Source organism: Bacteroidota bacterium (genome assembly GCA_020161395.1).
GTDB lineage: Bacteria > Bacteroidota > Ignavibacteria > Ignavibacteriales > Ignavibacteriaceae > UTCHB3.
Genome location: JAIUOE010000001.1, coordinates 178,664 through 199,343, shown reverse-complemented (window position 1 = coordinate 199,343; position 20,680 = coordinate 178,664). Strand labels below are relative to the sequence as shown.

The following is a 20,680-nucleotide window of genomic DNA, read 5'->3' as shown; positions in this document are numbered from 1 at the left end:
TAATTTTTAAAACAGGAAGTCTATGAAAGGTATAATTCTTGCCGGAGGTTCCGGATCAAGGCTCTACCCAATAACAAAAGTTTACAGTAAACAGCTTGCGGTTATCTATGACAAGCCGCTGATTTATTATCCTCTTTCGGTTCTTATGCTCGCCGGAATAAAGGATGTGCTGATAATTTCGAACGAAGAGACAATTCCTCTCTATCAGAAATTGTTTGACGACGGCAGTCATCTTGGCATGAATATATCATACAAACTGCAGGATGCCCCGAGGGGTATAGCCGAATCCTTTATCCTCGGGGCGGATTTTATCGGTGATGACAATGTGACCCTCATACTCGGTGATAACATCTTTTTCGGTGACCTTGAATTCTTCTACGATGCCGTAGCGGAACACAAAACGGGTGCAAAAATCTTCGGATACCGCGTGACCGATCCTGAAAGATACGGAATTGTAAATTTTGACCGTTCGGGTAAGGTTTTGAGCATTGAAGAAAAACCGAAAGTACCGAAATCGAATTATGCAGTTCCCGGACTTTACATTTACGACAACAGTGTGGTGGAAATATCGAAAAATTTGAAACCGTCAGCCCGAGGGGAACTCGAGATAACTGATGTAAACAATGTTTATCTGCAGCAGGAGAACCTCAGAGTCGAGATAGTCGGCAGAGGTGTGGCGTGGCTCGATACCGGGACACCTCAGGCACTGCTTCAGGCATCCAATTTCTTTGGTGTAATAGAAGAGAGACAGGGTCTTAAAGTTGCATGCCTCGAAGAGATAGCGTTCAGCAAAGGTTTTGTGGATGTGGAGGGCTTTAAATCGCTCATAAACTCCATTCCGCAGAGCATGTACCGGTCGTATCTCGAACGGGTATTGCAGGAATATGAAGAAAACAGATAATAGATTTGAACTGAGGAGAAATTGAACGCTATAGAAAGCCACCTTGATGGCATACTTTTATTAAAACCGGTGGTTTTTGAAGATCACAGAGGTTTTTTCTTTGAGTGTTTCCACAAAGAAAAACTGGCGGAAGCCGGAATTTCGATGGAATTTGTTCAGGATAACCTTTCAAAATCTTCAAAAGGAACCATACGCGGTCTGCATTTTCAGCAACCGCCGTTTCAACAGGGAAAATTGTGCCAGGTAATTTCCGGTACAGTTCTCGATGTGGTGGTGGATATCAGGAGAGGATCACAGACTTTTGGAAAGCATTACTCGACACTCCTCTCGGAAGAAAATCATCATCAGATCTGGATTCCGCCTGGTTTTGCCCATGGATTTTCTGTACTCTCTGACATAGCAATTTTTCACTACAAGTGTACAGGATTTTATAATAAAGACTCGGAGCGAACCCTTCTCTACAATGATCCACAACTTGGGATCGATTGGAAGGTGGAGACCGGGATAGTTTCTCCGAAGGATGTCCAGGGCGTCCCCCTCGGGCAGCTTGATACTCAATTTGTTTACAACACCAGACTATAAAAATGAAAAATTCTTTGTTTTTTACCGACCGCGAGTCGCCCGAAAGTTTTACCCTTTCAAACCAGTTTTCCGAGCACCTCGAATTTATCCTGGTTAAAACACGCCAGACAGTAACCGACAACGACATGTATTATGCACTGTCGCTTTCGATTCGTGACAGGCTTGTTAGAAACTGGCTTCGCACTCAGCATGTATATAACACGCAGGATGTGAAAAAAGTATATTACCTTTCTCTCGAATTTCTAATGGGAAGGCTCCTCGGAAATGCCCTCATCAACATGGACTACTACGAGGAGTGCCGCCAAATACTCCGCAAAGACAATTATGTTCTCGAAGATATCATGGAACTTGAACACGACATGGCTTTGGGAAATGGTGGCCTTGGAAGACTTGCCGCCTGTTTCCTCGATTCGATGGCGACACTTCAACTTCCGGCATTTGGGTATGGTATCAGGTATGAATTTGGTATTTTCAAGCAGGAAATTGTGAATGGCAGGCAACAGGAGCAGCCCGACTACTGGCTCGCATACGGGTGCCCCTGGGAGATTCCGAGGAGAGAGCTTACTTTCAGGATCAAATACTTCGGCAGGGTGGTTTCAGTCAGAACCCCGGAAGGGAAAATGAAACACAACTGGATAGATACTGAAGAAATACTCGCCGCTGCCTATGATGTACCTGTTCCGGGCTACAAATCAGACACGGTTAATAATCTCAGATTGTGGGCTGCCAGAGCCAACGAAGAGTTCAGTTTCAAAGAATTCAACGATGGAAATTATGTTGCAGCCGTTGAAAGAAAGAACATCTCCGAAAACATCTCCAAAGTTTTGTATCCGAATGACAGCTACACAGGTGGAAAATTCCTCAGACTAAGACAGCAGTACTTCTTCAGTTCCGCGTCACTTCAGGATATTATCAGGAAGTACAGGTATAACCATAGTACTTTTGACAGATTTGCCGAGAAAACAGCGATTCAGTTGAACGACACTCACCCTGTGATAGCGATTCCCGAACTTATGCGAATTCTGATCGATGAAGAAGGTTTGTCATGGGATGAAGCCTGGAAGATCACTCAGGGGACATTCGCCTACACGAACCACACTGTCGTTCCCGAAGCTCTCGAAGAATGGTCTGTCTCGATATTTGAGGAATTGTTGCCACGGCATCTTCAAATTGTTTACGACATCAACCACAATTTCCTCACCGATGTGAGAGAAAAATTCAATGTTCCTGACGAAGTGATAAGCAAAATTTCGATAATCAGGGAAGGACCTGAGAAACGGATCAGGATGGCAAACCTTGCGATAGTTTCCTGTCACTCGGTGAATGGTGTGGCAGCACTTCACTCAAACATCCTGAAACAACTGATTTTCAACGATTTTCACAGGATTTTCCCCGACAAGTTTAAAAATGTAACTAACGGTATCACCTTCAGAAGATGGATCAGGCATGCAAATCCGCTCCTCTCTTCACTGATTTCAGACAGAATAAGTGATGACTGGATACTCCACAACGACAAAATTGCCGAGATCGAGAAATTTGCCGATGATCATGAATTCCTGAACGACTGGAGCCATATCAAGTGGTTCAACAAACAGTTGCTTGCAAAATTTATCAAAAGTGAATACGGAATTTCAGTTCCGACCGATTCAATCTTTGATGTTCATATAAAAAGATTCCACGAGTACAAGAGGCAGTTGCTGAATGTCCTCCATGTAATTACTCTCTACAACCGTATCAAAGAGAATCCGAGGTATGAGGCAACTCCAAGAACTGTGATTTTTGCCGGCAAGGCTGCTCCCGCATACCATATGGCAAAGTTGATAATCAAGCTGATTCATGCTGTGGGTGATGTTGTAAATAACGATCCTGTTGTGGGTGACAAGTTGAAAGTTTTGTTTATTGCAAATTACGGCGTTTCACTCGCTGAACGGATTATTCCTGCTGCCGATCTCTCGGAACAAATTTCAACCGCAGGTCTCGAGGCATCAGGAACGGGTAACATGAAATTCGCATTGAACGGTGCTCTTACAATTGGTACAATGGACGGTGCAAACATTGAGATAAGGGAAGAAGTAGGAGATGAAAACATTTTCATTTTCGGTCTTCTTGCAGACGAAGTGCTGGCACTCAGAGCACAGGGTTACAATCCGATGGATTATTACGACCGAAATCCCGAACTTCGCCGTGTAATCAATATGATAGCCGGAAACAGTTTCTCTCCCGCAGAACCGGGAATATTCCAGCCGATTATCGATTCACTTCTGGGAAGCGACTATTATATGTTGCTCGCCGACTATGAAGACTATGTGAGAGTTCAGGAAGAGGTTGCAAAAGCGTATCGTGACCGCGAAAGATGGACAAAGATGTCCCTCTTGAACACAGCGAGAATTGCAAAATTCTCCAGCGACAGATCGATCTCAGATTACGCCAAAAACATCTGGAATATCAAACCTGTCACCGTAAAGGTGGATTGATACAACCCGTCTAATTATAATTTTTGAGGTACACTTCCAAAGGTGTACCTCAAAAATACCCCGAAAAGTCCTCCATTTCAGTTACATCAATACCCACAATTTCCGGAACCGGAACCTTCGTTTTTTCGGAAATATGTAGCAGAGCGTTTTGTATCGGTTGAGCGAGCGGTTTTATGCAATGCTTCCCGACCAACTGTGAAATTTCATCTTTGCCAAAGCCGAGAGTTTTTAATGTTTGAATGGCGATAATATTACATTCGATCGCGGGTTCTGAAAGAAATTGTTTGCAGAGATCGATAAACCAGTCGCGGTCATGAGGGAGGAAACTGTAGATGTATGGCTTGTGGTTGTTGTTTTTGTTTTCAGATTTGGTGAGGTAATGGAGGATTCTGTAACGGGTGTAGGAGTTCATTTTTGGATTGAGAAGTGTCTCTGCAAGAATTTCGACTGCCCGTTTGGATACTTTTTCATCCACACCTGCGAAGAAAGAGGATTGAACGATCAGCCATGACGCATGTTTGGATGCGCCTGCAAAATTCATGAATATATTTCCCAAAGCCTCCACCTGCCATAGAGTTCTGCCTGTTATTTTGACTTTTTTCTTCTTTTTATTCGACTGAGTTGACAGAAATTTGCAGAAGTCCTTGGCATCGCCGTCATTTTCGATTTCTTTCAGTGATTGAAACTGCCTGACATCTGAAAAATGATTATCGAGGTATTCACTGAACCTGTCATTTTGTTCTTCGTCTGTTTCATCTGCGTAGTCGTAGATGTCCACATATTTGGAAGAAATTTCATTTTTCTCTTTATCACTTGAAGCCAGCTTTGTCTTTCCTGAGTTGAGATTGAGTCCCAGAGTGAGAAGAGCTTTTTGCAGAAGAAGGATTGCATCATCAAGTTCTTTTTTATCGTTTGCAAAAATCTTCATGTCATCGGTATATCTGCCGAAAACCACCTTTTTTGTCGCCATCAGTTCATCCACTTCTTTCAGGTAGATGTTCGCGAGAAACCCGTCGGTACCGCAACCGATGACGAGCCCTTGTCGCATTGTTTCGGGATTTCTCTGGGAATCCGGTCTGTGATCATATGTGGCGACATTGACTTTCAGTATCTTTTCGAAAAGTTTTATAACACCCGAGTTTGTCTTGATGCCAATCGAATCGGCAACCTTTTTTACAAGATATTTGTGTGAAACGGAATCGTAGAAAGAGGAAATATCAGTTTTTAACATAAATTTATGTTTAGCCGACATCTCTTTTTGCCAGTCAACGAAGCGGGGCCAGGAATCGACAGCGAAGTTTTGCAGAAGATTTTCCTTCCCGTCTTTTCCTTTGGCTCTGCGGTTCGAGAAACAGTGTTCGGCGAGTTGAAAATCGAGAAGATCTGCAAGAACAGTAACAAATGCGTATCTGATGACCAGGTCTTTAAAAGGAATGAAGATCATTCTTCTGTGGCAGATGTTGGTTTTTGGAGGAAAATACGCAAAGGAAGTTTTCTGGGAGTAGGCTTTGGGGTCTTTCAGGTCTTCCAAAATCGAACTGATAATAGCCTCCTTGTTCGCTATAGCCCAATCGATTTCAGTCGGGTCGAAGAAGAAATCCTTCTGTCTTTCGTTGCGTGCATAAACGAAAGCTCTCTCGATGTTTTTCGGGTCTGTAATTTTTGCGTAAATCTCTTTGCTGTCCATTTTTTCCTGGTTTTTGTTTGTTACAGGAATAGAGTGCAGAAAAGGATCTTTTTCCGGAAAACTCCGAAGAGAGCCCCTGAATATTTACATAAGTTTCACCGAAGAGATTCCACCATCGATGTGGATTATTTGTCCCGTTATCCAGCTTGAAGTGTCGCCGAGGAGAAATTCTGCGGCAGAGGCGATGTCACCGGTATTTCCCACTCTGCCAAGGGGATGTCGTTTAGCGGATGCTTCAACTTTCTCGGGAGTTGATAGAAGCTTTCCGGCGAGGGGTGTCTGCGTGAGGGACGGGGCAATGGCATTCACCCTGATTTTGGAAGCGAGTTCCGCAGCGAGTGAGCGTGTCAGTCCCTCAACGGCTCCTTTTGCTGAAGCAATGGATGCATGATAAGGCATTCCGGTAGAGACTGCCACGGTGCTGAAGAGCAGGATGGATGATGATTCTGCAAGTTTAAGATTTGGCAGAAAATGTTGAATTGTTTTAATTGCACCAAGGAGGTTGATGTTCAGTTCATTCTGAAAATCAGCTAAAGAGAGAGACCTGAAAGGTTTCAGATTGATGCTTCCGGGGGCGTAAACAAGTCCGTCAAGCGCATTATCAATTTTGGGGAGGACTGTATTCGCATCAGCAAGATCAGCCGGAATATGTGTGTAATTTCCGGGAAAACCGGACACTTCCCTGCGGCTTATTCCTGTTACCCTGTGTCCCGCAGAAAGGAGTTTTTTTGTAAGATCTTCTCCAATTCCGGAAGAAGACCCGGCGACCACAAAGTGTTTTTGCATTTTGATTCCTTTTTTCTTTCATAAACAGTCGATATCTTTAGTATGTTCATAATTTGGGAAAACCATGTGACTATTGAGTATTGTGAAATTTATGAGCATATCATTGAGTTTGGTGTTCAGCAGATGGGGCTCAATGACCACATTATCCGCTTATTACCGGGATTAAATTTCAGAATATAGCTATTGCCTCTGAAACCCTTGGATAGATCAAATCGCCGAAAACAGCCGACACCATCTGGCAGGTTTACGATACCATTACCACCGAGGCAAAAAGACACACCATCTACGACAGGCTTCTCCTCGAGGAAGTTGCAGGTAAAGTTATTATGCAGTTTGGAAGCGGGTTTGGGGCTGCTTAACTTATCCCAACCCCTGCTGTTATTCAGATTTTATGGTTGAATTATTGGATTAATATGATTTTCGCGTGTTTTATTTCATTCTTATACTGTTTAAAGTACAAAATCGTAACAAAATAAAGCGATTACCCTTAAAATATCTCCCCGTACCCCAAATACTTCAGTATTTTGGCTGTGATTGTTTTTCTGCTCGACGGGAATGCGGGGTTTTCGTCGTCGTAGCCTTTTCGCAGACGGGTAGCGAAATAGACAACATTATCTTTGAGTGTCAGATAACCAACCCACCAGCCGGTATCCTCCTCTCCCGGGATTTTGCCCCAGCCTGTTTTAGCACGAAGAGTATGGTTAGAATCTTCATTCTCTATCATGATGTTTTTGACAATGGAAAATGTTCTTTTTGAAAAAGGAAGTGTCTCCGCATCAAGGTTCCGGAGAAAATTGACCTGCTGCACTGGAGAGATTCTTAAGGAACCATCCAGCCAAAAGGAATCTACATGTGCTCCGATGAATTTGTTTCCGTAGTTGCATTTGTCGAGGTAGTCGAGATATTTTTCCCTGCCAACTTTTGGAGCGAGTTTACAATAAACCCATGCGGCTGAAAATTTGAATGCCCTCCGCAGGTCGAGATCCTGATTCCAGTCGTCAACCCATCTTTTTATTCCATCCCATTTCACAATTTCATTTTCATCCTTTAGGATGCCCTCTTCAAGAAACACAAGGGAATTGAAAATTTTTGATGAAGATGCGGGCAATAATTCAAGTTTTGCATCAAGGGAGTCGCTGAAAATCCACTTGTCTGCCTTTTTATCGTAGATGGTTATGCTTCCTTTAAATCCGGTCTCGTCAAAGAATTTTTGGAACTCCGGCTGTGGCTGTGCCGGGAGGGATGCAATGGAAAAAAGAGCAAAAGCAAATATCAAAAAGAATCTCTTATTCATAGGCTTACAAATCCGAATTGTTGATATGTTTACGGTAATGTCCTGTATTGTCCGTTCAAAAATAATCAGTCGGGTAGTTTTGTCAGGTATATAAAAATATCCCCTGAATAATGTGATGCAGGAGAGTAATATTTGTATTTTGATATATTCAGATTAACCGTTACTTTTATTGGAGTAATTTGGAAAGATTCTAATGCCAACAGTACACAAGGAGAATGGCTTCAGGTTTTATTTTTACAGCCATGAAAGTTTTGAACCTCCACATATTCATGTTGATAAAGGTGGTTGTACAGCTAAGATCTGGTTAATGGAACTATCCATGGCAAAGAATATCGGCTTCAATGCCAGGGAATTAAGAGAAATAATGGAGATTGTCAGAAATAACCACAAAATGATGACGGAACGATGGTATGAGTACTTTAACTAGTGTCGCTGACGAGCGAATTAAAAATGTAAAGATCGATGAGAATCTGATCACTGTGGATCTTATGGATGGACGGATAATCTCCGTACCCTTGGTCTGGTATCCATCGCTGATGAACGCTACGCCTGAGCAATTGATGAACTGGGAAATTGCCGGTGGAGGATATGGAATCCATTGGCCCGATCTTGACGAAGATCTGAGCACGGAAGGATTTCTACGGGGTGCACCATCACCAAAGAAATTAAATAAAACCGCTTAATGCCCCCAAAAAAGCTTCTTCTCTTCAAGAAACCGGGATGTTTGCCTTGTGAAGTGATGGAGAGGGAGTTGTCGATCGTGCTGAATGAAACAACCCCAAGCCTCGAATTAACAACCGTTGATTTGTCAGAGCATCCTGAAGTCGGTGAGCGGATGGACATCCAAAGCACACCGGCACTTCTGTTTGTGAATGACGGTAAACTTGTAGATGTGATCCACGGTGTTGTGAACAGGGAGTATTTGCGGAAATCATTACAAAATTTTATTAATCTTTAATCAAAGTGGTATCTTTTCCATGCCTGTCTTTATCGCCTTACTTCGCGGAATAAATGTCAGCGGACAAAAACTTATAAAAATGACCGATTTGAAAGAACTTTTCCGGTCTCTCGGATGCAATAATGTAACAACTTATATCCAGAGTGGAAATGTGGTTTTCGATTCTGCAGAAACTGATACGGTGCAACTCGAATCAATTATCATGCAGGAGATCTCCCTAAAGTATGATTTTGATGTGGAGGTGATGGTAAGGACGCTTGAGGAGTTTGGGCGAATTATTGAATTTAATCCATTTCGGGAAGCGGAGGGGAATAAACTCTACATTTCATTTTTTCGGAAGGCACCGCAGAACATCCCTTTTGAAGAGCTGGACAAAGTGAAATCTGATTCAGAGGTGTACCTGTTTTTTGAGAGTGTGATGTTCCTTCACTGTCCCGAGGGTTACGGTATAACAAAACTTTCCAACCCGTTCATCGAGAAAAAACTGAAAACAGTTGCGACTACTCGAAATATGAACACGGTTGTGAAATTGTTCGAGAGGGCAAAATAAACATCCACCCCCGCTCCCTTCCGCGGAAGAAAGGGAGAGGAGTGAATGCCGTTTCGTGTATCATTCAGGAGCGAAGACCGTCGATCTTTGCCCTAATCTCTTCAAATGAACAGTGATGAATTAACTCACCTTCAACAACAACTGTGGGTCCTTTGTCACAGTTTTCTGCGCAGAAAGTTGCAGAAACCTCAAATTCCTCCGACAGTCCTTCAACGGATACATGTCTTACTATCCTGTTAAGGAGCTTTTGAGATCCTTTTATAAAGCAGGAAGTACCCACGCAAACAGAAATTTTCTTTTTCTCTTCACCACTTTGAATCAGACTTATCCCGCCCTCGAACCGCTTTCGGTTCTTGTAGTGAGTGTGCAGCAACTCATGAGCAACATGACTGCCGGGAGTTTCGAGGAAGTTGTTGTAGAGTTCCTTTATATACGGATTTTCGTGAGCATTGTGCAGTTGCAACATTTTATCTGTCTCGTAGAGTCCTTTGCCCCGTTTTGCCACAGTATCCTCACTGTGGGTGACAGGCTGACCTGCACCACCGGCACAACCTGCTGGACATGCCATAATCTCGATGAAGTCGTAATGCTCTTCCCCGCTTTTCACTTTGGCGAGGAGGGCTTTGGCATTCTTAAGTCCGCTTACAACAGCGATTGCAAATTCTTTTCCGTTTACTGTTACTTTTTTTCTTTTTATTCCTGTGCTGCCGCGAAGTTCAATCACATCGGAAATGGTGGCGTCTTCGCCGTTTATGGTTGCACTCAGGTGTCTTACGACAGCTTCAGCGACACCTCCCGAGTTCCCGAAAATGATACCTGCGCCCGTCTTGAAGCCGAGTGGCATATCGAATGATTCAGGCGACAGTTCATCAAACACGATACCTGCCTCACGAATCATTCTTGCAAGCTCGGGGACGGTGATTACGAAATCGACATCCCTGTCGTGACCGGAATTGCGGGTGATTTCGAACTTTTTGGCGGTACACGGCATTACTGAAACTGAAACGATGTCCTTCTTTTCCGGTTTCATTTTATCGTGAATTCTGTTTTTTATGAGGGCACCAACCATTCCCTGAGGTGACTTGCATGAGCTCAAATTCGCCAAAAACTCGGGCTGATACTGCTCTGCATACTTCACCCATGCCGGGCAGCAGGAAGTAATCAAAGGCAGCTTTTCACCGGAATTGATCCTTTCAAGAAACTCATTGGCTTCCTCCATCACTGTCAGGTCTGCACCGAAGGATGTATCATACACCTTTTTGAATCCGAGCTGTTTCAGGGAAGCGATCATTTGACCCGTTACATTCTCACCTTCCCTGTATCCAAACATTTCGCCAAGGGAGACTCTTACAGCAGGGGCTATCTGGATAACTACATACTTCCCGGGGTCATCGAGGGCTTTCCACACCTCTTCCGTATCAGATTTCGGGGTGATCGCAGCGGTCGGACAAACCCGCGCACACTGTCCGCAGTCGACACATTCCACTTCACCGAGGTTTTTCCCGAAAGAAGGAACCACTACAGCCTCACTTCCTCTGTGAGCAAAATCGAGTACACCTATTCCCTGAATTTCATCGCAGGCTCTCACGCAGTCACCGCAGAGGATACATTTGTCCATGTCCCTCATCAGGGCAGGAGAGGAAGTGTCGATTCCCAGGTTTTTGGTGCTCTGTTTGAATCTGACATCTTCTACTCCGAGTCGGGAGGCGATATCGAGCAGTTTACACGAGTCACTTTTTACGCAGGAAGTGCACTCTCTCTTGTGGGCGGCGAGAAGAAGTTCGATGTTAATTTTTCGGATATCTCTCAGTTCTTTTGTATGGGTTTTTATCCTCATCCCCGGTTCGGGTTTCATCGAGCATGATGAATTGATTCCCCTTCCTTCCACATCTATGAGACAGAGTCGGCATGCACCATAAACGCTCAGTTCCGAATGGTAGCAAAATGTCGGGAGATCGATATTGGCTTTTCTTATTACTTCGAGGAGGTTTTTCTCCCCTTCTATTTTTATTTCGCGTCCATTGATATGAACAAAATTGTCGTTATTCATTTTACACTCCTTCCGCAATTGCATCGAGGCGGCATGCTTCGACGCACGCACCACATTTGATGCAAAGCGATTCATTGATAAAGTGGGGTTGTTTCTTCTCACCGGTTATGGCACCCACCGGGCATTTTTTGATACAGAGGCCACAGCCTTTGCACTTCTCTTCGATTACGACCGGAGTGAGGAGACTTTTGCATTTTTTTGCGGGGCATCTTTTCTGCATCACATGTGTTTCCATTTCCTCCCTGAAACTGGTCATAAGTGAGAGGACAGGGTTTGGAGCTGTCTTTCCGAGTCCGCAAAGTGAAGCCTTCGTGATTGCTCTACCGAGATTTTCAAGAATCTCAAGAGTATGCTCATCAGCTTTTCCCTCAGTGATGTCATCGAGGAGGGCGAGCATTTGTTTCGTCCCTTCACGGCAGGGGACACACTTCCCGCACGATTCGTTTTGGGTGAATTGCATGAAATATTTTGCAATTTTTACCATGCAGGTATTTTTATTCATCACAACAAGGCCGCCTGAACCTACCATTGCACCAATCGACCGGAGCGAGTCGAAACTTAACGGGAGGTCCAGGTGCTCGCTTGTAAGGCATCCACCGGAGGGTCCGCCGATCTGTACAGCCTTGAATCCGTCGGGATCAAGATTCCCGTCATCATCTGTCACACCTCCACCAATGTCAAAGATTATCTGCCTCAAGGTTGAACCGAAAGGCACTTCTATCAAGCCTGTGTTCACCACATGTCCCGTAAGGGCAAATGTTTTTGTGCCGGGTGACTCGGGGGTTCCGAGAGAACGGTATTCAGCGGCACCATTCAGGATAATTCCCGGGACGGAAGCGAGGGTTTCAACATTATTAATAATTGTGGGTTTCCCAAAAAGACCACACTGAGCGGGAAATGGAGGCTTTGGAGCCGGCATCCCCCGTTTTCCTTCAATGGAAGAGATAAGGGCGGTTTCTTCACCGCAGACGAAAGCACCTGCGCCCTCCATCACATGAATCGTGAAGTTTTTATCTGTCCCAAATATGTTTTTTCCGAGGATGCCATATTTTTCGGCGGTCTCAACTGCTTTTTTTATTCTTTTAACAGCGAGAGGATACTCAAGTCTCACATAGACATATCCCTCGTCGGCACCAATGGCAAAAGCTGCGATAATCATCCCTTCGATAACCGAGTGGGGATTTCCCTCCATCACACTTCTGTCCATAAATGCACCGGGATCGCCTTCGTCACCGTTGCAGATAATATATTTCTTTTCGTTTTTCTCACCCATTGCCATGAGCCATTTTTTGCCGGTCGGGAATCCGCCACCGCCTCTGCCTCTGAGTCCCGAGTTGAGAATCTCTTTGCAGACATCTTCACTGCTCATTTCAGTGAGTGCTTTTTCTGCAGCAGCGTATCCACCTCTGTGAATGTACTCTTCTATATCCTCGGGATTAATATTACCACAGTCACGGAGGACTTTTCTGGTCTGTTTTTTGTAGAAGTTGATGTCATTAATGGTTTTGCAGATTTTATCAGAGGGTTTCCCTTTATAGAGAAGTCTTTCCACCGGTCTTCCGTTAAGGACAGTCTCCTGAATAATCTCTGCCACATCTTCCGGCTGGACTTTTACATAGAAGATGCCTTCGGGTTCCACCGTAACGAGAGGACCCATCTGGCAGAAACCCTGACAACCGCTTCCTGTCAGGAGGTTGAATTTGTTCTCCTCCTGCTTTAGTTCGGTTTCGATCTGCAAACCCATGAGGGCTGAAATCTGTTTAAATTCGTTGCTTATTTTGAGGGCGCCGTTTGCCATGCAGCCTGTTCCGGCACAAATAATTATTCTCCGGCTAACCTGTGCATACCGTTTTGAGAAGTCCTCTTTTATTCTGTTTAATTCTCTTTTATTCATCGTTTAATTTCTCCATACCGATTATTTCCTGAATCATTGCCGTTGTTTTCCCCGGAGTCATGAGTGAGTGTACTTCATCGTTCACCACAACCACAGGGGCAATTCCGCAGGCACCCAGACACGACACGGTCTCCAGCGTGAAGAGGAGGTCATCGGTTGTTTCTTTTCCCGGTTTCAGGTTAAGAGTTTTTCTTATTTCATCTATCAAAGGGAGTGAACCTTTAACATGACAGGCAGTGCCGTCGCATACTTTGATAACGAATTTACCTTTTGGGGCGAGAGCAAAGTGTGAATAAAATGTAGCGACGCCATAGATGCGCGCCGGTGAAATGTCGAGGGTGGTGGCAATAAAAGCAAGAACATCTTCGGGGAGATACCGGTATTCTTCCTGTACAGCCTGTAGTACTGGTATTAGTTTTTCAGATTTATATTCATATTTTTCGAGTATTTCGCACACTTTGGCAAATTTTCTTGCCGCTTGTCCTGTTTCTGTGCTTTGCATAATTTATCCTTGTAACTGGTCTTTTAACACTTGTCCGAGTTTTCTTTTAAGAACGGAAAGTCCTGCGTGAAGCAGAACATTCTCGACGATAATGTCCTCGGGTACCCGGAGTTGCACGGGGGCGAAGTTCCAAATTGCTTTAATTCCTCCCTCGACCATCATGGCAGCAACCGCATTAGCCTGGGGGGCAGGAACCGTGATAATTCCGATATGGATGTGCATCCTTTGGGCGAGATCCGTCAGTTTGTCGATGTGAATAACGGGGATGTCACGGATCAAACCGTCTGTCTTGCCGGGGTTGTTGTCGAAAGCTGCCACTATATTCAGTCCGTAACTTTTGAAGTTCGGGTAACCCATCAGGGCAGTGCCGAGGCTACCTGCTCCTGCGAGGAAAGCATCATTTATGTTGTCCCAATTTAAAAAGCTTTCAATCGCCTGAATCAGCTCCGGTATCAGGAAACCCGTTTTAGGTCTTCCAACAATCCCTGTAAACTCGATATCTTTTCTTACCTGTGTCGGATCGAGGGAAAGTTCGTCCGCAATCTTGGTACTCGACACTTCCCTTATACCGTCTTCTTTCATTCTGTGAAGTATCTGCAAATAGCGTGGAAGTCTTCTAAGAACCGGTTCGGGGACTTGTTTTATCTCTTTGGTCATCATGGTAAAAGTCTTTCTAAATAGAGAATTTTATATCGAGAAAAATATATCGAGAAATTTATACTGATTAAAATATAGAAAATTACGATATTTGTCAAGAGAAATTTTTCAAATACGGGATTTTTTTTGATGGAAAAGAGAAAAACCGGGACAAAACAGTGCAAATATTCCGAAAATCAGGTTCGGCACGGTAATTGCACTATTAAATTCGTAAAGATTGACAAAGGCTTAACATGATAAACACCATAAGTGAAAACTCATATATATTTACCAATAAGGCAAAATGTCAGGATTGCTACCGCTGCGTGAGGGTATGTCCCGTAAAAGCAGTCGGGGTTAGCAACGGACAGGCTTATGTGGATGAGAAACGGTGTATTTTCTGCGGAGAGTGTATAACCGAATGTCCGCAGGGAGCGAAATATTACCGCAAGGACACCGACAAGGTTAAAGAGCTATTTGAATCGGGAGAGGAAGTGGTGGCAGCAGTTGCACCATCCTTTGCAGGTTTGCTTCCACCTGAACTGATCAGGAGGTTTCCTTCAGCTCTCCGGTTGCTTGGTTTTTCACTTGTCGTCGAAGTTGCTGAAGGTGCATATTATACCACAAAGGAATCGTTGAGGTCGGTCGCCAGGGGGAGGGGATGCATCTCGGCTTCATGTCCCGCTGCAACTGCTTATACCGAGAAATACCGTCCCGAACTGATTGATGCCATCATTCCGGTTCCATCTCCGATGATAGCCGAGGCAAAATTGATAAAAAGGAGAAGGGGTCCCGGGAGCAAAACAGTTTTTATCGGACCGTGTGTGGCGAAGAAGATGGAAGCCGACTCTGCGGAGTACAAAGGTCTTATTGACGCTGTGATAACCATGGAAGAGCTTTTTGACTGGTTTGAGGAGAGGAACATCGATCTGAACAAACTTGAAGAAAGTGGATTCGATTGGGAAAAACACACCGGCGGAGAGTCGTACTGTCTTTCGGGAGGAATAGTGGACACAGCCGGGGTATGCAACACTTCAGAAAGTGAAGAGACAAAAATTGTTTCTGTGTCCGGATTCGAAAGGACGCTCGAGGCGTTAAACATTGCGGGGGAAAGGGGTGGCAAGATCCTGATTGAGCCTCTTGTTTGCTCGATGGGGTGCATAAACGGGCCCGGTATTAAATCGGAAGTGAACATTCTGAAGAGGAAACTTAATGTGCTTGCTTATGCTCAATCCAAAAAGGAGCATGGTGAACCATTGGTGGAAGAACAGGTGCAGCTCACAACTGTCTTTCACGACAGGTCAGAAAACTTTCTCAGTGATTTTGAAGAGGCAAAAATCAAAGAGATTCTGCTGCAAACGGGGAAATACACAAAAGACGACGAACTGAACTGCGGAGCCTGTGGCTATGAATCATGTCGCGACAAGGCAAAAGCGGTTTTGGCAGGCATGGCTGAAACCACCATGTGCATCCCTTACATGAGGAGATTCGCCGAAAGGAGGGCTGACCAGATTATAGACAGAACTCCGAACGGTATAATAGTTTTAGACAGAACTCTTTCGATAATCAGTATAAACGAAGCTTTCCGGAAGATGTTTATGTGCACCGGATCATCGATCGGGAAACATGTTTCCAATATCATGGATCCCGACCTCTTCGAAAGAATCATTGGCGGAGGTGTCGATTTGATCGAAGAAACAGTAACACTGGCGAGATACAGTCTGACCGCCGAAGCAAAAGTTTTCAGGCTAAGCGAAAACGCATTTGTTGGCATCTTTGTGGATATCACGACCCGCGAATCAGAGAAAAAACAACTTGACGCTCTCAGGGGAGAGACCCTGAAAAAAGCAGAGGAACTCCTCGAGCATCAGATAAAAACAGCACAGTTTCTCGCTAAAATTCTGGGGGAGGGAACGGCAAAAAGCGAGGAACTGCTTGAAAATCTGATGAAAATTACCGAGGATGAAAGCAGAAAGGGATCAACAAACAAATCGAAATGGCTATGGGATATCTACACATCGAAATAGAGGTTTCACAGAAATCGAAAAAACCGGGGCATCCAAGTGGTGATGTGGTCAAAATTCTCAGGACGGAGCAACATACAACCCTGATTCTTTGTGACGGGCTTGGTTCCGGAGTAAGGGCGAACATTTTCGCGGAAATGGCAGCATCACGACTTAATGAATTACTCGGCACAGGTTTCTCCCTCCGCAAGGCATTCACTAATACTGTCGTTACGATGGAGGATGCCAAGAGAGCAGATCTTCCTTACTCGGCTATTACCATCATCAGGGTTCTGAACGATGGTTTGACCACGATTCTGTCGTATGAGACTCCACTCCCGGTATTCCTTTCAGGGAAAACCGCATATCCATTAAAAGGAAGAATTTATAACAACGGAACCGCCTTTATCACAGAGATCAACTGTGTCTTAAACCGGGGCGAGGGAATTCTGGCAGTAACCGACGGGGTTACTCAGGCAGGAATCGGAAAATCTTTCACACACGGGTGGGAAGTTGGAGGACTTACCGCACACTTGAACCACCTTCTGAAAAAGGGAGAATCATTTAAACATCTTCCGGATCTTGTCAGGGATGAAGCAGTAACTCACTGGGGAGAGAAACAGGGGGACGATGTTACTGTAGCTCTCGGATTTGCAAGAAAAGGAAGAATTGTCAATGTCTTTACCGGTCCACCTGCAGATCCCTCACAGGATGATGAGGCATTTGAATCATTTTTTGCAAATTCAGGAGTAAAAATAATCTGTGGAGCTTCAACTGCGAAGATTGCAGCCCGGTTTTTGAATAAACCTCTTTCAGTAAATGAGGATTTCTCCGATACGATAACTCCGCCTGATTATGAAATTGAAGGAGTCGATCTCGTTACCGAAGGGGCAGTCACTCTCAATCAGGTTTACAATATTTGGGATGAAGATTCACGAAAGCTCGATGCCGACAATCCTGTCACAGTCCTGTATTCTCTGGTAACAGCAGCGGACAGGATCAATTTTTTCATCGGGTCTGCCAAAAATCCTGCATCCGACGACATTTCATTTGCGCAAATGGGAATACTGGGAAGGGAGAAAATTATTCCACTCATCATCGCCAGGCTGAAGGAGGAGGGAAAACTTGTTGTAGAAAAGCGGTATTAGCCGGACAAAATTCAGGGTGCCACACTTAAATCAATAGCGATTAATTCTTAATTTCCTCCCTCCCGATAGTTGCTAAATTCGTAAATTTACAGGACGGTTTCAGGAAATTATGCGCAACTTCATTTACAGCCTCTTTTTCAACGACCGGCGCGAATTCAGTTTAGTCGATCTTTTTGTTGTGCTTTGCATTGTTTCCCTGCTTTACGCCGGGGTACAGCTTGCCGCATACGCTCCCGAATATATAACAGCACCGACCATTTCTGATTCCCCTTCAGCGCTGCCGGTTTATGCATTCTTCTCAATCATGAGGATGTTTGCAGCCTACGCCCTTTCCGTTCTCTTCACCCTTGTTTACGGCAGAGTTGCAGCATACAACAAAAAAGCCGAAAAGTTTCTAATTCCCGTCCTTGATGTACTCCAAAGCGTTCCAATCCTCTCGTTTTTACCTGTTGTGGTTCTGAGCTTAACTGCTATACTTCCGCAGGGAATTGCCGTGGAGGCAGGTTCAATTATCCTTATTTTCACTTCACAGGCTTGGAACATGACTTTTGCCTGGTACCAGTCACTCACAACAATTCCGAAAGACCTTCAGGAAGCTGCGGAGATAAACAAACTGAACAGGTGGCAACGCTTCAGGAATCTTGAGTTTCCCTTTGGTACAATCAGTTTTATCTGGAACAGCATGATGAGTTGGGCGGGGGGCTGGTTCTTCCTGATGGCGGCTGAGATATTCACCGTGGGCGACAAAGATTTCCGGCTTCCGGGTCTGGGTTCCTTCCTGCACGAAGCATCAGACAAGGGAAACTACACTGCGATTATGTATGGAGTGGTGACGCTCATCCTGATAATTGTGATTCTCGATCAGGTGATATGGCGCCCCCTTCTTGCATGGTCGGATAAATTCAAGTTTGAAATGACGACGGGCGATGATCCTCCCGGTTCATGGTTCTATTCTGTAATTGTAAATTCAAACATTGTGTACTCAATAAAGGAGAATATTCTATTCCCGGTCGGAAGGAGGATAGACCTCTTTTTTTCGCGGAGAAGTAAACCCGTAGTCCCGGTTGAACACTCGAAAGGCTCTGATCTTGCCGCAAAGATTGCAGTTTATTTTACTGGCGGAGTTATTTTGACAGGCCTGGCAGGAGCGGGTGTGATGCTGGTTGAAGTTGGTCCGGCTGACTGGCTGGAAATTCTGCTCGGTGTCTTCGCTACATTTCTCAGGGTATGCGCTGCTTTGCTGATAGCTTTTATGTGGACTATACCTGTCGGGGTACTAATTGCGACAAACAAAAAAGTGGCAAGGTTTTTACAGCCAATGGTACAGATTTTTGCATCCATCCCGGCAACTGCCCTTTTCCCGGTGGTTCTGATGTTCGTAATTGCACTTCCTTTTGGAGTAAATCTCGCGTCAATTCTTCTCATGTTAATGGGGACACAGTGGTATCTTCTCTTTAATATAATAGCAGGTGCCTCGGCGATTCCGCAGGACCTGAAGTATACCGCGCGACTTCTGCATCTCGGGCAGATAAAAAAATGGAAAACCCTGATACTTCCGGCACTTTTCCCTTATTTGATTACGGGGGCAATTGCCGCCGGAGGTGGTGCCTGGAACGCAAGTGTGGTCGCAGAGTTTGTAACCTTCAGCGGTAATACGGTTTCAACAATTGGCATCGGTTCTTCAATAGCAAAAGCAACAGCGGAGGGGAATTTCCCCAAACTCCTCGCTTCCACACTCGTTATGGTAATAACCGTGGTTCTGATCAACAGATTTTTTTGGCGCCGTCTTTACCATCTGGCTGAAGACAGGTTCAAGTTAGAGTAGGATGAACGAAATGAAAAAAAACGCTTCACTGGTTGATGTAAAAAAGGTCAGTCAGATCTATGGCAAAGATCAAAAGAAGTTTACCGCCCTTTCCGATATCGAATTGAAGATTAATCCTGGCGAGTTTGTCGCTCTGGTCGGACCCTCGGGATGTGGCAAGAGCACACTGCTGAGGATAATAACAGGGCTACAAAAAGCCTCAAAGGGCTCAGTCCTCTATAACGGGGAGAAACTTGAAGGAGTTAATCCGAATGCCACAATTGTATTCCAGACATTTGCCCTTTTCCCGTGGTTCAATGTAATCGAGAATGTGGAGCTGGCGCTCGCCAACCGTGACATCCCTGCCAAAATGAAAACAGCAAGGGCAATCGAAGCGATTGACAGGGTGGGAATGGACGGTTATGAAATGGCATACCCGAGAGAGCTTTCGGGAGGGATGAGGCAGAAAGTGGGATTTGCCAGAGCCATAGTCGCAGAACCTGAACTCCTCTGTCTCGATGAACCTTTTTCTGCGCTCGATGTGCTAAGTGCCGAGACACTTCGCGGTGAACTTCTTGAACTTTGGACTGAAGGGAAACTCCCCACACAGGCGATTTTAATGGTCACCCACAATATCGAAGAGGCTGTTTTAATGGCTGACCGGATTGTTGTGATGGATAAAAATCCGGGTCAAATCATAAATGAAATGGTGGTGTCGATGACACATCCCCGGAACAGAAAAAATGCCGAATTTCAGCACATGGTTGATCAGGTCTATTCGGTTCTTGCAGGTCAGACTCAACCCGAGTACCTCGAGTATGGTACTGCTCCCGGTGAACCCGGTATCACCCGTAAACTGCCAAACATTCCGCTTGCAAACATCTCCTCGATTCTCGAAAATCTTATCGATATGCCGGGTAAAAACTCCGACATCTACAAACTCGCGGATGAACTCGGACTGGAGTCTGATGAACTTCTCGAAGTTACAGAAGCAGCGGAGCTGCTCGGCTTTGTAACCATCACTTCAGGTGACATTTCCGTTACCCCCCTCGGTGAAACCTATGCCGAAGCCTCCATTACAGCGAGGAAAGAGATATTTGCCTCGAGAGTAAAACGAATTCCAATCTTCAAGTGGCTCCTGAACATGTTGAAGCGGGCAGCAAATCATGAAATTGAAAGAAATATCCTGCTCTCAGCTCTGGAACTCGAGTTTTTACCTCAGGAAGCTGAAGACCAGATTGACATTCTGATGAACTGGGGAAGATATGCCGAGATCTTCGTTTATGACGATCAGTCGGAGAGTATCTTCCTGGAAAACTAAACAATCCAGTAATGCAATAATGCAATAATGCAATAATCCAGTAATGCAGTAATTGTTGTTGATAGCGGGTGAAAAGGAATGGTGTGGGAA

Annotated in this window: 18 protein-coding genes; 11 read left to right on the top strand and 7 right to left on the bottom strand. The window is 44.8% G+C overall.

The window, feature by feature from the left end; translation table 11 throughout:
- Positions 1 to 22: 22 nt before the first annotated feature.
- Genes rfbA through LCH52_00865 form a run of 3 tightly spaced genes read left to right on the top strand, consistent with a single transcriptional unit; the run spans position 23 to position 3,957 of the window.
- Complete coding sequence (rfbA, locus tag LCH52_00875) at positions 23 to 901, top strand: glucose-1-phosphate thymidylyltransferase RfbA (protein MCA0387024.1); 879 nt, start codon at positions 23 to 25, stop codon at positions 899 to 901.
- A gap of 21 nt (positions 902 to 922) precedes the next feature.
- Positions 923 to 1,483 (top strand): dTDP-4-dehydrorhamnose 3,5-epimerase, encoded by a 561-nt coding sequence (rfbC, locus tag LCH52_00870; GenBank protein MCA0387023.1) that lies wholly within the window; start codon positions 923 to 925, stop codon positions 1,481 to 1,483.
- Between the two features lie 2 nt (positions 1,484 to 1,485).
- Entirely contained in the window at positions 1,486 to 3,957 is a 2,472-nt protein-coding gene (locus tag LCH52_00865; GenBank protein ID MCA0387022.1) for a glycogen/starch/alpha-glucan phosphorylase, read from the top strand.
- A gap of 49 nt (positions 3,958 to 4,006) precedes the next feature.
- Here LCH52_00865 and LCH52_00860 read toward each other — a convergent pair whose 3' ends face one another.
- The 3 genes from LCH52_00860 to LCH52_00850 form a co-directional block, all read right to left on the bottom strand.
- Positions 4,007 to 5,644, bottom strand: coding sequence for an RNA-directed DNA polymerase (locus LCH52_00860; GenBank protein MCA0387021.1), 1,638 nt, complete (start codon positions 5,642 to 5,644; stop codon positions 4,007 to 4,009).
- Between the two features lie 84 nt (positions 5,645 to 5,728).
- Complete coding sequence (locus LCH52_00855) at positions 5,729 to 6,430, bottom strand: SDR family oxidoreductase (GenBank protein ID MCA0387020.1); 702 nt, start codon at positions 6,428 to 6,430, stop codon at positions 5,729 to 5,731.
- Positions 6,431 to 6,917: 487 nt separating this feature from the next.
- Positions 6,918 to 7,724: a class D beta-lactamase gene (locus tag LCH52_00850; GenBank protein ID MCA0387019.1), complete on the bottom strand. Its 807-nt coding sequence runs from the start codon at positions 7,722 to 7,724 to the stop codon at positions 6,918 to 6,920.
- A gap of 193 nt (positions 7,725 to 7,917) precedes the next feature.
- Between LCH52_00850 and LCH52_00845 the strand changes: the two genes are divergently transcribed.
- Genes LCH52_00845 through LCH52_00830 form a run of 4 tightly spaced genes read left to right on the top strand, consistent with a single transcriptional unit; the run spans position 7,918 to position 9,232 of the window.
- Positions 7,918 to 8,151 (top strand): DUF4160 domain-containing protein, encoded by a 234-nt coding sequence (locus tag LCH52_00845; GenBank protein ID MCA0387018.1) that lies wholly within the window; start codon positions 7,918 to 7,920, stop codon positions 8,149 to 8,151.
- Positions 8,135 to 8,407, top strand: a complete 273-nt coding sequence (locus tag LCH52_00840) for a DUF2442 domain-containing protein (GenBank protein ID MCA0387017.1) — start codon at positions 8,135 to 8,137, stop codon at positions 8,405 to 8,407. The genes LCH52_00845 and LCH52_00840 overlap by 17 nt, the downstream gene beginning before the upstream one ends.
- Positions 8,407 to 8,682 carry a thioredoxin family protein gene (locus LCH52_00835; GenBank protein MCA0387016.1) on the top strand — a complete coding sequence of 92 codons (276 nt, stop codon included), beginning with the start codon at positions 8,407 to 8,409 and terminating at the stop codon, positions 8,680 to 8,682. The genes LCH52_00840 and LCH52_00835 overlap by 1 nt, the downstream gene beginning before the upstream one ends.
- Positions 8,683 to 8,701: 19 nt before the next feature.
- A complete protein-coding gene (locus tag LCH52_00830) occupies positions 8,702 to 9,232 on the top strand; it encodes a DUF1697 domain-containing protein (GenBank protein MCA0387015.1) in 531 nt (176 codons plus the stop codon).
- Between the two features lie 64 nt (positions 9,233 to 9,296).
- On the opposite strand, the gene LCH52_00825 is transcribed toward LCH52_00830, so the two are convergent.
- The 4 genes from LCH52_00825 to LCH52_00810 are packed head-to-tail and all read right to left on the bottom strand — an operon-like array spanning position 9,297 to position 14,338.
- Complete coding sequence (locus tag LCH52_00825; GenBank protein ID MCA0387014.1) at positions 9,297 to 11,282, bottom strand: [FeFe] hydrogenase, group A; 1,986 nt, start codon at positions 11,280 to 11,282, stop codon at positions 9,297 to 9,299.
- 1 nt (position 11,283) lies between these two features.
- Positions 11,284 to 13,176: a 4Fe-4S binding protein gene (locus tag LCH52_00820; GenBank protein ID MCA0387013.1), complete on the bottom strand. Its 1,893-nt coding sequence runs from the start codon at positions 13,174 to 13,176 to the stop codon at positions 11,284 to 11,286.
- Positions 13,169 to 13,678, bottom strand: coding sequence for an NADH-quinone oxidoreductase subunit NuoE (nuoE, locus tag LCH52_00815; protein ID MCA0387012.1), 510 nt, complete (start codon positions 13,676 to 13,678; stop codon positions 13,169 to 13,171). Before nuoE ends, LCH52_00820 begins: the two co-directional genes overlap by 8 nt.
- A gap of 3 nt (positions 13,679 to 13,681) precedes the next feature.
- On the bottom strand, positions 13,682 to 14,338 hold the full coding sequence (locus LCH52_00810; protein ID MCA0387011.1) for a redox-sensing transcriptional repressor Rex: 657 nt from the start codon (positions 14,336 to 14,338) through the stop codon (positions 13,682 to 13,684).
- A 230-nt stretch (positions 14,339 to 14,568) separates the two neighbouring features.
- Here LCH52_00810 and LCH52_00805 point away from each other — a divergent pair, with 230 nt between their 5' ends.
- From LCH52_00805 to LCH52_00790, 4 genes are all read left to right on the top strand, one after another.
- A complete protein-coding gene (locus tag LCH52_00805) occupies positions 14,569 to 16,341 on the top strand; it encodes a 4Fe-4S binding protein (protein ID MCA0387010.1) in 1,773 nt (590 codons plus the stop codon).
- Positions 16,317 to 17,465: a serine/threonine-protein phosphatase gene (locus LCH52_00800; protein MCA0387009.1), complete on the top strand. Its 1,149-nt coding sequence runs from the start codon at positions 16,317 to 16,319 to the stop codon at positions 17,463 to 17,465. The genes LCH52_00805 and LCH52_00800 overlap by 25 nt, the downstream gene beginning before the upstream one ends.
- A gap of 109 nt (positions 17,466 to 17,574) precedes the next feature.
- Positions 17,575 to 19,290 carry an ABC transporter permease subunit gene (locus tag LCH52_00795; protein MCA0387008.1) on the top strand — a complete coding sequence of 572 codons (1,716 nt, stop codon included), beginning with the start codon at positions 17,575 to 17,577 and terminating at the stop codon, positions 19,288 to 19,290.
- Positions 19,291 to 19,300: 10 nt separating this feature from the next.
- Complete coding sequence (locus LCH52_00790; protein MCA0387007.1) at positions 19,301 to 20,590, top strand: nitrate/sulfonate/bicarbonate ABC transporter ATP-binding protein; 1,290 nt, start codon at positions 19,301 to 19,303, stop codon at positions 20,588 to 20,590.
- Positions 20,591 to 20,680: the final 90 nt, after the last annotated feature.